Here is a 13,398-nt window from a genome sequence, read left to right as displayed (position 1 = left end):
TAAATTCTATTGTGGTAAAAAAGACAGTCTACTCAATAGCCTAGCGTCTCTGCAGGAGGAATGCCAGTTAATTTTTTGTAAAGGCGGGATTGCGCCATCTTCTTCAGGCACCAGTAGTTCAAAGTGGCGAACGGCTGTTGAATGAGAATCGAGAGGACGACCGGCACCGCCGTCAACGGTTCGAAGTAAGCAAGCGCCAGTACGAGACCAAGTGAAATATTGCGCATGCCCGATGAATAGGCAACCGTAATGACGAGCTCGTGCCGCTTCAAAATAAACATGGACGCAAAGCCGATCAAGTAGCAGAATATGACCATCAGCACGACGAGAGGGATCACGACGATCATATCCCGCTTCATCTCTATGACATAAGGCTGAATGGCTGCCGCATTGATCGCTACCACGGTGATCATGGCGATTTTGGAGCTCGGCCCGCACACCGGAGCCGACCATTCCTTGAACCGCTGCCGCGACAGCTCATTGACAATCACACCGATGATGGTCGGCACTACGATTATTTTAACCAAATCGAGCATAACTTTGACGTGATCGAATTCGACCTCAGCCCCGAAGAACAACGACACCGCTAATGGAATGACGAACGGGCTTAGCGCCGAGTCCACAACGATCATGGACAGCGCCAGCGGAATATTGCCCTTCGACAGCCCGACCCAAATGACCGACGACACCCCGAGCGGGATGACGGTAAACAGGACGAAACCGACCACATACGGCGACTGCGCTCCGAAAAATGCGCTTCCGAGCGAATAAGAGACGACGGGCGCAACAATGTGCGCCGCCGTAAAGATGAGCAGCATCGGAACCGGCATGCGGAACGCCTGCTTGATCTGCTTCCAGCTGCAGCCGGTCGCCATGACGAACGTCAGGTAGGCGAACAAGTACGGCGCCCACGCCGTCCATCCTTTTAGCTGGGCAGAAAAAAGAAACCCAAGTATCAGAGATACCGGGACAATGAGGGATAAATATTTTTCTATAATCGCATTAAGCTTCAAGCCGTATAATCTCATCTTAGGCAAATACCGTCTCTTTAAGCAGGGAAAGCTTCTCCAGCGAATTTTTGTCTACGTCCGCATGCAAGCTGTTGCCGTGGGAGTCCATCGTTACGATAGCCGCGAAGCCTTCGGTTTGCAGATGCCACATTGCTTCCGGCGTTCCGAACTCCATGAAGTCTACGCCGTTCACTTTCTTGAAGCATTGCGCATAATATTGAGCCGCGCCGCCGATGGCATTCAAATAAACCGCTCCGTGCTCTTGCAGCGCTGCCAGCGTTTTGGCTCCCATTCCGCCTTTACCGATGACCATGCGAATGCCGAACTTCTTGATGATCGTGCCTTGGTAAGGCTCCTCGCGGCTGCTTGTCGTCGGGCCTGCCGCCTTAACGTGCCATTCGCCGGACTCGTCCTTCGCCATAACCGGTCCGCAATGATAAATCGCAGCACCGTTCAGATCGATCGGAGCATCGTGATCCATCAAATATTTATGCAGGGCATCGCGGCCGGTGTACATCGGTCCGTTGATGATAACGACATCGCCTACGCGCAGCTGACGGATTTGTTCTTCCGTTACCGGCGTTTGCAGTACCACTTCACGGCGCTCGGACGTTTCTGAACCTGTCGCTTCCTGCTTCATCGATACGGCATCGCCGTTCGGATATACCCATTCCTTAATGCTGCCGCTGTTCGAATCGAGCAGAACGCCTTGTCTGCGGAACGCCCAGCAGTTGTAAGCAACGGATACGAAGAAGCTGGCCGGCAAACGGTTCATCACGCCCACCTTACAGCCCAGCAGCGATACTTGGCCGCCGAAGCCCATGGTACCGATACCCAATGTGTTTGCTTTCTCCAAAACGTAATCCTCAAGCTTGCGCAATTCCTCGTTCGGATTCACGTCGTCGACTCTGCGGAACAGCTGGTGCTTCGCCAATTCGTAGCCGCTGGTCCGGTCGCCGCCGATGCCTACGCCGATAAAGCCTGCGCTGCAGCCCTGGCCTTGCGCCTGATATACCGCATGCAGGATGCATTTGCGGATCCCGTCGAGATCGCGGCCTGCTTTGCCAAGACCTTCAAGCTCGGTTGGAAGGCTGTATTGAATGTTTTTGTTCTCACAGCCGCCGCCTTTAAGAATCAGCTTCACTTCGACATCGTCCTTCTCCCACTGCTCGAAGTGAATGACCGGCGTTCCCGGTCCCAGGTTGTCGCCCGAGTTGGCTCCGGTTAACGAATCTACGGAGTTCGAACGCAGCTTGCTGTCTTTGGTCGCTTGAGCAACAGCTTCCAAGATTTGCTTTCTCATGATGATTTGGTTCGCGCCTACCGGGCAGTGAATGATAAAAGTCGGCATTCCTGTATCCTGACAAATAGGAGAAACGTTGCATTCCGCCATATCGATGTTATTAGCGATCGTGGACAGCGAGATAGCCGAACGCGTTCCCGCGTCTTCACGGTCCTGGGCAGATTGAATAGCCCGTCGAACGTCAGCCGGCAGGTTGGTCGATGTCTCTACGATCAGTTTATACACACTTTCCTGAAAATGCTGCATGAATAAAATCTCCTTTCAGATTAGGCCCTGCTTCAAATCTAGTAATTGCACTACTACTATAATAGCACATTCCGCCATGTTCAAAAACCGATAAATATGCTCAACATTGTGTCTGTTAAAGGCTCCGTCAGGCACTCGTCTACTCTCAAAAGATATTATTTTGCAGCCGTATGGCGAAGCAGGATTTTCCCCTGCGTAATCGAATACATATAGACATCATCTGGGAGTTTACGACTATACGACAAGGAGCGGCGGGAACTATGAGCAAACTCGTTACGAAGGCGCTCGCCCTGTGCATTCTCGGGCTTACCGTGATTCTTCCTTCCCTGCAGGCAGCCAAGACTAATGTCCTATACAAGGATCAGGTTGCGGTGATCATGTACCACCATGTGGATGACGATGCCAAAAGCGGGGGAACGATCACGACGAAGCTTTTTGAAGACCAGCTAACTTATTTGAAAAGCAAGGGCTACCAATTTATTACACTCCGCCAATTCAAGGATTTCATGCAGGGCGCATCCGTCCCGCACAACGCAGTCCTTGTCACCTTCGACGACGGATACGAAAGCTTTTATATCAATGCTTATCCCGTACTAAAAAGCATGCGAATTCCGGCGGTCAACTTCGTCATCACGAACGATCTGGAAAATCCGCTGGCCAGCTACATTCCGTCCCTTTCGCGGGACGAGATCGTAGAGATGACGAGCGATACGAATTTCATCGACGCTCAATGCCATACGAACAACTTCCACTATAAGCTGCCGGACGGAAGCCCCGCATTAATAGGAAGAATGGTAACGAACGGAAAGAAAGAGACCGACGAGGAATACAAGCAGCGCGTCATCGGCGATACGCAGGCCTGCGTAGCTAGGCTTAGCGAGCTGTATCCCGAGCCGATCGATTCATATGCTTATCCATTCGGCTATTTCGATGCCCGAGCGATCGACTACGTCGGTCAAGGAGGCATGAAGTACGCCTTTACGATTGTGCCGGAAATGGCGACGCGGGATATCGATCCGATGCAAATACCGCGCATCAATGCGGGCAATAGCATGATTACCCCCGAGGTGCTGCACAATTCCATCCTGCGGCGCATCGTTGCTGCAAGCAATCCTTCGGCAGAGGTTCCTCTGGCGGAAACGTTGAGTCAGCTGGGAGGCAAAGCTACCGTCAGCGGCGGGGCCGTAACGATTCTGTACGGAAGCGCTCAATGGCAGGGAAAGGTCAATGGAGCCGGTCTAACGAACGGTACAGCCACCGTTACGCTGCAGAAGCCGTTATACACAAAGAATAACAAGGTGCTCATCGGCATCAAGGATCTTGAAACGGTCATCGGGGCGCAAATCGTGTATAATCCTACTGTACAGAGCTATGCCGTACGCCAGTCGCCTGCGGTAAAGAAGTAACCAGGATAGGATGAGTGGAATGGACAGTCATTTTTTCGCTTATATGTATCGTTTGCGTTATATCGAGCGTTGGAGCCTCATGCGCAATATCGTCAAGGAGAATGTTGCCGAGCATTCGTTTCATGTCGCGTTGCTAACGCACGTCCTGTGCACGATTGCGAATACGGAATTTAACCGGCAGCTGCCGACGGACCGGATCGTCAGCATGGCGCTGTTCCACGATGCGACGGAAGTATTCACGGGAGACATCCCCACGCCGGTCAAGCATCACAACCCGAAGATTTTGTCCAATTTCCGTGACATTGAACAAATGGCGGCCGAACGGCTGCTGGACATGATTCCGCCCAAGCTGCGCCCGGCATACGAGCCGCTAATCGATACCAAAGCAGCGGGGCTCGATCCGGAGCTGAAGCGGTATGTCAAAGCGGCCGACCTGCTCGACGCCTACTTGAAATGCGTTACGGAGCTGTCGGCGGGCAATAAGGAATTCGGCAGCGCCAAGAAGCAGATCGAGCAATCCATTAGCAAGCTGAACATGCCGGAGGTGGACTACTTCCTTCAGCATCTGGCCCCAAGCCTGGAGAAGACGCTGGATGAGCTGTCGGAGGAATAGGCGCAATCTCATACGGACGGAAAAAAGCTCGGAGACGATACACAGTCTCCGAGCTTTATCGTTGTACTCCGCAGATCAGCCTGCATAAAACGGAAATTTCATCAAGGTGACGATGAGGAAAAACAAGATACCTGAGACTACGCTCGTCGATTTGATTTTTCCGATTTGGTCCTGGATCTTGCTGCCGGACGGATCGTCCAGCGCCTTGCGCATTGCGCTGCCGAGCGCTCCGGTAACACCGCCAAGCGCAAGGAACAATACTACAGCGAGCACCATCCAGACGACGCTGTATGGCTGCTTGCTGACCAGATATCCGCCGGACAGCAAAGCGATGACCAAGGCCAGCTGTCCTGCCCGGTTCGCCGCGAACAGAACGCTTAAGAACCCGAATTGCGCCGATCCCGTCAATGCCTGAATCCGCATGGAAAGAAACGGGAACATCAAGTATACACCCATAAGAATTGCAGAAAGCACGTGCAAATATACGAATACTTGGATCACGGGGCTGCCTCCCATTCCTCTGACCTCTATTTCTTTTCAGTATACTACTAGAATCGAGTCGATGAAAGAAAATAATGGAAGGCGCCATAACACTTTTTAAGCTTGCTCTGCTGCCCCTGTTCCTTTATGTCCGTTGGAATGATGATGACCGGAAGCCCCTTTCTTGGCGGCACGCTTGTCGCGAAACCGCGCCAAGATAACGAACAGCGACGGCACGACGATAAGCGTCAATAAAGTGGAATAAATGAGACCGGAAATAATCGTGATCCCCATCGGCCGCCATAGATTGCCGCCCATAATCGTCATGGGCAATAGTCCTCCGATGGCCGTTGCCATCGTCAGCAATATCGGCCGCAATCTCGCTTTGCCCGCCTCGGCTACGGCTTCATACAACGGCAGTCCTTCCTCCCGCGCCTGCTCGATAAACTCCACGAGAATAATGCCGTTACGCACTACGATACCAGCCAAGCTGACCAATCCCATCAAGGCCATGAACCCGATAGGAGAGTTCGTGAGGAACAGACCGATTACCGCACCGCCTGCCGCCAGGTACACGGTAGACAAGATGAGAACCGGTATGGACAGCGACTGAAATTGCATGACCATAATAATATAAATAAGCAGTACGACGATGATCGACAGCTTGCCTATAGAAGCAAATGCATCGTTGCGCTCCTCGTTCTCCCCGCCGAATTCCACCGTGTAGCCTGCCGGCAGCTTATATTGGCTCATCTCCAGCTTCAAATCCTTCACGATTTCATCGGGAAGCCGTTCTTCCGCATAGCTGCGGACAATGATCGTTCTTGTCTGATTGCGGTGATGAATTTGCTTCATCATTTTGCTGCTGCGGATATCGCCCAGCTCCTGTACCGTTACCGTGCCTCCGGTCTGCGTCGGGACATACATTTTACTCATTGTATCCACCGGATCTGCCGTACGCTGCTTGGCATATAACGAGACATCCAGCAATTCCTTGCCCTGCTGCATTGTCGTAATTTTGAGACCTTCCGTAGCAATGCGGAGCGTCTGAGACAAATCCTTATCGTTGACCCCGAATAATCTCAGCTTGTCGGGATCGGCTTCAATCTCGATTGTATTCATGTCCGTACCGACGTCGTCGGTAATGCTGACTGTTCCCGGAATGCCGCTCAATATCCCTTTGACATCGTCAGCCAGCATACGCAGCTGAGTCAAATCGTCCCCGCTAATCCGGACGGCAATGGGTGCTCCGACGGGCGGCCCCTGTTCGAGCTCCCGCGGCGTAATTTCTACGTCAGCGGGAAACATCGTTTTGAGCTCCTGGCGCCAGACGGAAATGACCTCCTTCGTTCGTATCACTTTCGGATTGATTTTGACGAACAGCTGGCCGACTCCCGTCCCCGAATAATCCGATTCCGAGTAATAGAACCTCGGGGTGGATCGCCCGGAATAAGCCGATACGAATACAACCCCTTCCTGCTGACGTATCCAATCCGCCGCCTTGGCCATCGTATATTCCGTCTCGGCGAACACTCTGCTTGTCGGAAGCTTGAAATCGATCAGCATCTCGTCTTTTTCCGCCGGAGGGAAATATTGTACCCCCAGGAGCGGCAGCAGGCCGAAGCTGCTCGTTCCGATAAGCAGCGCAACTATCCCGGTTAACAGCGGGCGGCGCAAAAACTTATGAATTTGCCTCCCGTAATATTGGCTCAACCGCTGGATCGGCTGTCCAAGCAAGCCCGGTGCCGCTTTGCCTCCGCTGAACGAGCCTCCGCGCTTCAGAATCCGCTCTCCGACCCATTGGCGGAAAATCGGAATGATCGTGAGCGACATCGCCATAGAGGCGGCCAATGTCAGCGATATGACAATCGGGAGCGGACGGATGAAGCTGCCGATATTGCCCTTAAGGAAATACAGCGGCAAAAAGGCGGCGGCTGTAGCGATCGTAGCCGTCAAAATCGAGATGGCCACGTCGCGGCTTCCTTCCAGCGACGCTTTGGCCGGATCGTCTCCCAGCTGCAGACGGCGCTGAATGTTATCGTTGACGACAATCGCGTCGTCGACAAGGATGCCGAGCACGATGACAATGGCAACGATCGTGATTTGGTTCAAGTCGACTCCCATCGCCTCGACCGGTATGAAGCCTACGGTTATCGATATCGGGATAGCCAAGGCAACGATCAGCGAGGTTCCGAACGTCAGTCCGAGCGAGCAGACGACAATAACGACCGCAATGCCGATCAAGAGCTCTTGCCCCAGCTCCTTGAACAAATGATCCAGGCTTTCTTTTTGCGTAAATAAAGAGGACATTTGCACATGCTGCGGAAGCTGCGGCTGCAGCTCAGCGACCTTGGCATCGATCCGCTTCTGCAGAGACGGAATATCCGCCCCTTTCTCCGCATTGATGACCAGGTCCAGCGTCGGCTTTCCGTTATGTAAAATGCTGACCTCGGATTTCTTCGGACGAAGCTTCACATCCGCTATATCCTTCAGCTTCAGCGCTTTGCCGCCCGGGAGCCCCAGCAGCTCGATATTGGCTATGTCCTCAGCGGACTTCCATTCTCCGCTCAGATTCACATAATAGGACTTGCTGTCCTTATCGACCGTTCCGATCGGCACCCGGTCATGACCGTTGAGCAGCGCCTGCGCTGCGACACCCCAAGGCAAATGGAGCGTATCCATCTTGGCCGTATCCAAAATAACGGCCACCTCTTGATCCGGCAGCCCAACGATCTCTACATTGCTTACCCCGCTGATGGTGGACAGCTGCTTTTTCCAAATTTCCATGGTCGGCCTGAGCGGCTCCAGCTGCTCTGGCGACTCTACGGAAAAATGCAAAATTTGCTCGGCGATTTTGCTTAGATCGTCGTTGACTTCAGGCTTTTCCGCTTCGTCGGGCAGCTCGCTTTCCGCCGATTGCACCTTCTGCTTGAGCGTGTCCCAAGCCCGCTTAATATCGGTATCTGCACGTACTTCGACGTTAATGACCGAGACATTGGCCATGGATGTGGAGCTCAATATCGAAATATCGCTCATCTCTTTGATTTTCTCTTCCAACGGACGGGTAACGAATTGCTCCACCTTCTCGGGAGATGCGCCCGGGTAGATCGTCTTCACAAGCGCAACGGTAAGATCGATCTCCGGATTTTCCCGCTGCTTCAAGGTGTATATGTTGACAATCCCCATCAGAATAGCCATCAGGAAGAACAGCAGCGTAACCTTGCGGTATCGGATCAGCTTCGCGATCATTCGCCCTTCACATCCATCTGCTCCCCGTCCTTGCAGTCCAGCTCGACAATGACTTCCGCCAGCCTCTGGATATGCTCGGGTCCCGCCTTTTTCAAGACAAACCATTGGTAAGCAACCATCTCTACCATGCCGATCTTGGAATAAGCCGCAATTTCCAGCTGCTCCTCGGAATAGTTGGGCAGACCGCCCCACTCCTTCAAATGCTCTTTAATGATCAGCATCATTTCACGGTAAAAGGCTTCGGAAATGTCCTTCATTTCCTCGGAAGCTACGCCATGCCGGTACATGATCGTCAAAATAGTCCGGTTATGGTAGTACACCGTCAGCGCCCTGTGAATCATCCAGTAGTAGACTTCATTGTTCTCGCACATGTGCTCGTGATTATGCTTGAGAGCAGCCGAAATCTCATCCAGGCACGCCGAGGCGATACTGCGGAACATATCCTCTTTGTTCTGAAAATATAAATAAAACGTTCCTTGCGCTACGCCCGCCTCGCGAACGATGTCCGAAACTTTGGTCTGATGATATCCCTGCTCTTCAAACAGCTTCAGAGCGGCTTCAATCATGTTCAACTTCTTATCCTCTCCCACCGCTGGATTCCCCCTATCCTGTGCAGCATCTTTTATGACTGATTCGTCAGTCATTTTTGATTTTAACATCATTATCCAGAGGACGCAACATCGGATCATCGTCTTACTACGGCTTTTTGGGGGCAAATTTTTGGATCCGTCCTACGATGATGATCATGTTCTTATGGGATAGAAAAACAACCGGTCGAGCTCGACTGAGCCTTGACCGGTTGCTTGGTGTTGTATGGTTGCTTGTGCGCAATAATCGTTAGCCTGTTACGACTTTAATTACATTGCGTACGGATTCAGCGGATTTGTCCAGCGCCGCTTTCTCTTCAGGAAGCAGCTCCAGCTCGAAGATTTTCTCGATCCCGTTGCCGCCCAGCAGCGTAGGAACGCCCATGAACAGATTCTGGTACCCGTACTCTCCTTCAAGCAAGGCGATGGATGGAATGATGCGTTTCTTGTCTTTAATGATCGCTTCCGTCATTTGAACGAGGGAAGCTGCAGGAGCGTAGTACGCGCTGCCGTTACCCAGCAGGTTCACGATTTCGCCGCCGCCTGTACGTGTACGCTGTACGATGGCCTCGATCCGATCGGCAGGGATCAGCTTCTCGATAGGAATACCTCCAACGTTGGAGTAACGAACCAATGGAACCATATCGTCGCCGTGTCCGCCGAGCACGAAGCCGCGAACGTCCTCGACGGATACGTTCAGCTCCTGCGCGATGAATGTGCAATAGCGTGCGGTATCCAATACGCCGGATTGGCCGATGACGCGGTTCTTCGGGAAGCCCAACGTTTGGAAAGCAACGTAAGTCATTGCGTCAACCGGGTTGCTCAAGATGATAACGATCGAGTCCGGGGACGTCTTCTTCACGTTTTCACAAACGGATTTCACAATACCTGCATTCGTGTTGACGAGATCGTCACGGCTCATGCCCGGCTTCCGTGCGATACCGGCTGTGATGATGACGATATCGGAATTAGCCGCATCGTCGTAGCTCGAAGTGCCTACGATGTTGCTGTCAAAGCCTTGAACCGGGGAAGCTTCCATCATGTCCAATGCTTTCCCCTTCGTAGGGTTCTCCAATTGAGGAATATCGAGAAGCACGACATCTCCCAGCTCTTTTTGCGCTAGCATCAAAGCGGTAGTGGCACCGGTGAAGCCGGCGCCGACAACGGTAATCTTTTTACGTTGGATTCCCATGATACGCCTCCTGAAAGTGTAATTAGTAGTTTGCGTGTCTTAACGCGAATTATCGGGATTCTGGTAGTTGTGGCTGATTTGTAAAAGCTTGCTCTGGTTGCATAGTAGAAAGTGTAACCTAACGTGCGAACGGATATCCCTCCGGCCGCTGTAGAACCTGTATTCTTTGATTATAACACAAGACTGGAACACACTTCCAAATATGTCCGAAGAGAAGAAGAAATTTTACAACAATCATTTGCCGAACTCGATCCCTGATTTCCTTTCGAAACACACAAAAAACAATAGCCTTTCCCTCGATCAAGCAGATATCTATCGCCTCTGGAAAACGTAAGAACACCAATATGGAAGCGTGTCGCGAGATGCTTGGCGTTAGCTCAAGCTCTCGTGACGGACGCGTTCCTATATCCCCCGCCTCTTCGAAGCCACTCAGTAACTCCTAAGACAACCTTTCGTCCAGGGGGCGTAACCCCTGGGGTCCCCCTTTGTAAGGGGGATTTAGGGGGTTGATTATCTAGGGTAAACATAACCCCCTAGTCTCCCTTTACAAGGGGGACTAGGGGGTCGGAGCTTCTATTAAGCCATGTGCTTGATGATTTGGTTAGCGAACTCGGAGCATTTAACTTCCGTAGCGCCTTCCATCAAACGTGCGAAGTCATAAGTAACAGTTTTGTTGTTGATAGCTGTTTCCATACCTTTGTAGATCAGGTCAGCCGCTTCTTGCCAACCCAGGTGCTCAAGCATCATAACGCCGGACAAAATAACGGAACCAGGGTTTACTACGTCCAAGCCTGCATATTTCGGAGCTGTACCGTGAGTTGCTTCGAAGATAGCATGTCCTGTTACGTAGTTGATGTTAGCGCCCGGTGCGATACCGATACCGCCTACTTGAGCAGCCAAAGCGTCGGACAAGTAGTCGCCGTTCAGGTTCAATGTAGCGATAACGTCGAAATCGGTAGGACGAGTCAATACTTGTTGCAAAGCGATGTCGGCGATAGCATCTTTTACGATGATTTTGCCAGCGGCTTCAGCTTCTTTTTGAGCTTGGTTAGCTGCATCGGTACCTTGCTCCGCTTTGATTTTGTCGTATTGTGCCCATGTGAAGGTTTTGTCGCCGAACTCTTGCTCAGCCAGCTCGTAACCCCAGTTTTTGAAAGCACCTTCGGTGAACTTCATGATATTACCTTTATGTACCAAGGTAACGGATTTGCGGCCGTGTTGGATTGCATATTCGATAGCGGAACGGATCAAACGCTTGGATCCTTCGGAGGATACAGGTTTTACGCCGATACCGGAAGTTTCAGGGAAACGGATTTTCTTAACGCCCATTTCATTTTGCAGAAACTCCAGAACCTTCTTCACTTCAGCGGAACCAGCTTCCCACTCGATACCAGCGTAGATGTCCTCTGTGTTTTCACGGAAAATAACCATGTCAACCAGCTCAGGACGTTTTACCGGAGACGGAACGCCGTTGAAATAACGAACCGGACGGGAGCAAACATACAAGTCAAGCTCTTGGCGCAGAGCAACGTTCAGGGAACGGATACCGCCGCCAACCGGAGTTGTCAAAGGTCCTTTGATAGCAACGATGTATTCGCGGATCGCTGTCAAAGTGTCGCTAGGAAGCCAGTTGTTGTATTTGTTGAATGCTTTTTCGCCGGCAAATACTTCGTACCAAGCGATTTTCTTTTCGCCTTTATATGCTTTTTCTACCGCTGCGTCCAGAACGCGCTTGGAAGCTGCCCAGATATCAGGACCCGTTCCGTCACCTTCGATGAAAGGGATGATAGGGTTGTTAGGAACGTTCAGCTTGCCGTCAACGATAGAAATTTTTTCGCCCTCTGTTGGTAGTGCGTAGTTTTCGAATTGAGCCATGATCTTTGTTTGCCTCCTTAAAAATAGTAGTGAGAATGTGAAGAGTACACACAAAATTGAACGGGAGCCGCGGCGCTCGTCCCGACCCGGAACGGATCGGGGTGCTGCGCTGCAACAACCCGCTGCGATGGTTGCTTCAATCTCTATTGATAAATCGATTAACGATTTTCAATCGGAACGTATTTTTGGTTGGACTGACCTGTGTATTCGGCACGAGGACGGATCAAGCGGTTGTTCTCGTACTGCTCAAGGATATGAGCTGTCCATCCGGATGTACGGCTGATAGCAAAAATCGGCGTAAACAAGTCGCGCGGAATCTCAAGCGAAGTGTACACGGAAGCGGAGTAGAAGTCAACGTTAGGCTTCAAACCTTTTTGACCGGTTACAAGCTCTTCGATTTTGATGGACATATTATACCAGTTCATGTTGCCGGTAATTTTGCCAAGCTCTTGGGACATTTTTTGCAGGTGCTTCGCGCGAGGGTCGCCGTTTTTGTAAACCCGATGTCCGAAGCCCATGATTTTTTCTTTGTTCTCAAGCTTGGTATTGATGTAGCTCTCGGCGTTGTCGGCAGTTCCGATTTCTTCCAGCATTGCCATAACCGCTTCGTTTGCACCGCCGTGAAGTGGTCCTTTCAAAGCGCCGATAGCGGAAGTAACGCCGGAATAGATATCGGACAAGGTTGCTACCGTAACGCGTGCTGCAAAAGTCGAAGCGTTCAGCTCGTGGTCCGCATGAAGTACCAAAGCATTATCCAATGCTTCGATAGCTACTTTCTCCGGCTGTTTGCCGGTCAGCATAAACAGGAAGTTTTCAGCAACGGAGGAAGCATCGCTTTTAGGTGCGATCGGCTCTTCGCCTTTGCGGATGCGTGCAAAAGCAGCAATAATCGTAGGAAGCTGCGCTTGCAATTTGATTGCTTTGCGCAGGTTCGCTTCAGGTGTCATATCGTTAGCTTCGCTATCGTACAGCGCCAGACTGGACACGGCCGTACGAAGAGCTGCCATCGAGTTGGTGTCTTTAGGATATAATTTGATTTGATCTATCACTTGGCTTGGCACCGGAGCATAGGTGTTAAGATCGTTCACCAGCTGAGCCAATTCGGAACGGTTAGGCAATTTACCGTACCAGAGCAAATAGGCAACCTCTTCAAATGTTGCGTTTTCAGCCAGATCGTCAATGTTAATCCCACGATAAGTGAGAACTCCGTCAATAATGGAGCTAATGGAGGAAGTCGTAGCGACAATACCTTCTAAACCTTTGGTTGCAGTCAAAGCAAATCTCTCCTTTACGTTCAAGTTCATATAACTACTATATCATAAAACATGATTCAGAAAAAAACATGCGGATACCCATCAATCCGACAGCAGTACTTGTATTTAAGCCAAAACGCCGTCTGATCATGCAAAGATCATTGCGAACGTGTGCGAATGAGCA

10 protein-coding genes are annotated in these 13,398 nt (G+C 51.3%); 2 read left to right on the top strand and 8 right to left on the bottom strand.

All coding sequences use genetic code 11. The features are described 5' to 3' along the window. Positions 1–32: 32 nt before the first annotated feature. Positions 33–1,028, bottom strand: coding sequence for a bile acid:sodium symporter family protein (locus DVH26_RS08115; RefSeq protein WP_239635313.1), 996 nt, complete (start codon positions 1,026–1,028; stop codon positions 33–35). Position 1,029: 1 nt separating this feature from the next. Next, entirely contained in the window at positions 1,030–2,559 is a 1,530-nt protein-coding gene (locus DVH26_RS08110) for a fumarate hydratase (protein WP_239633047.1), read from the bottom strand. Between the two features lie 260 nt (positions 2,560–2,819). Here DVH26_RS08110 and DVH26_RS08105 point away from each other — a divergent pair, with 260 nt between their 5' ends. Next, positions 2,820–3,965: a polysaccharide deacetylase family protein gene (locus DVH26_RS08105; RefSeq protein ID WP_239633045.1), complete on the top strand. Its 1,146-nt coding sequence runs from the start codon at positions 2,820–2,822 to the stop codon at positions 3,963–3,965. A gap of 19 nt (positions 3,966–3,984) precedes the next feature. Continuing rightward, positions 3,985–4,578, top strand: a complete 594-nt coding sequence (gene yfbR, locus DVH26_RS08100; RefSeq protein ID WP_239633043.1) for a 5'-deoxynucleotidase — start codon at positions 3,985–3,987, stop codon at positions 4,576–4,578. Positions 4,579–4,653: 75 nt separating this feature from the next. On the opposite strand, the gene DVH26_RS08095 is transcribed toward yfbR, so the two are convergent. From DVH26_RS08095 to citZ, 6 genes are all read right to left on the bottom strand, one after another. Next, positions 4,654–5,079 (bottom strand): hypothetical protein, encoded by a 426-nt coding sequence (locus tag DVH26_RS08095; RefSeq protein ID WP_239633040.1) that lies wholly within the window; start codon positions 5,077–5,079, stop codon positions 4,654–4,656. A 96-nt stretch (positions 5,080–5,175) separates the two neighbouring features. Next, positions 5,176–8,307, bottom strand: coding sequence for an efflux RND transporter permease subunit (locus DVH26_RS08090; RefSeq protein ID WP_239633038.1), 3,132 nt, complete (start codon positions 8,305–8,307; stop codon positions 5,176–5,178). Then, positions 8,304–8,897, bottom strand: a complete 594-nt coding sequence (locus DVH26_RS08085) for a TetR/AcrR family transcriptional regulator (RefSeq protein WP_239633037.1) — start codon at positions 8,895–8,897, stop codon at positions 8,304–8,306. Before DVH26_RS08085 ends, DVH26_RS08090 begins: the two co-directional genes overlap by 4 nt. Before the next feature lie 247 nt (positions 8,898–9,144). Next, positions 9,145–10,086 (bottom strand): malate dehydrogenase, encoded by a 942-nt coding sequence (mdh, locus tag DVH26_RS08080; protein WP_239633035.1) that lies wholly within the window; start codon positions 10,084–10,086, stop codon positions 9,145–9,147. Between the two features lie 576 nt (positions 10,087–10,662). Continuing rightward, positions 10,663–11,961 (bottom strand): NADP-dependent isocitrate dehydrogenase, encoded by a 1,299-nt coding sequence (icd, locus tag DVH26_RS08075; RefSeq protein ID WP_239633033.1) that lies wholly within the window; start codon positions 11,959–11,961, stop codon positions 10,663–10,665. Between the two features lie 158 nt (positions 11,962–12,119). After that, positions 12,120–13,235 carry a citrate synthase gene (citZ, locus tag DVH26_RS08070; RefSeq protein ID WP_239633031.1) on the bottom strand — a complete coding sequence of 372 codons (1,116 nt, stop codon included), beginning with the start codon at positions 13,233–13,235 and terminating at the stop codon, positions 12,120–12,122. Between the last annotated feature and the right edge of the window lie 163 nt (positions 13,236–13,398).

The sequence above is a fragment of the Paenibacillus sp. H1-7 genome (genome assembly GCF_022354825.1).
GTDB lineage: Bacteria > Bacillota > Bacilli > Paenibacillales > NBRC-103111 > Paenibacillus_S.
This window is presented reverse-complemented; position numbering and strand designations above follow the sequence as displayed.

Bases quoted from the DNA above. Each gene is read 5' to 3' on its own strand.
- DVH26_RS08115 (WP_239635313.1), bottom strand. From the start codon at position 1,028: ATGAGATTATACGGCTTGAAGCTTAATGCGATTATAGAAAAATATTTA.
- DVH26_RS08110 (WP_239633047.1), bottom strand. From the start codon at position 2,559: ATGCAGCATTTTCAGGAAAGTGTGTATAAACTGATCGTAGAGACATCG.
- DVH26_RS08105 (WP_239633045.1), top strand. From the start codon at position 2,820: ATGAGCAAACTCGTTACGAAGGCGCTCGCCCTGTGCATTCTCGGGCTT.
- yfbR (WP_239633043.1), top strand. From the start codon at position 3,985: ATGGACAGTCATTTTTTCGCTTATATGTATCGTTTGCGTTATATCGAG.
- DVH26_RS08090 (WP_239633038.1), bottom strand. From the start codon at position 8,307: ATGATCGCGAAGCTGATCCGATACCGCAAGGTTACGCTGCTGTTCTTC.
- mdh (WP_239633035.1), bottom strand. From the start codon at position 10,086: ATGGGAATCCAACGTAAAAAGATTACCGTTGTCGGCGCCGGCTTCACC.
- icd (WP_239633033.1), bottom strand. From the start codon at position 11,961: ATGGCTCAATTCGAAAACTACGCACTACCAACAGAGGGCGAAAAAATT.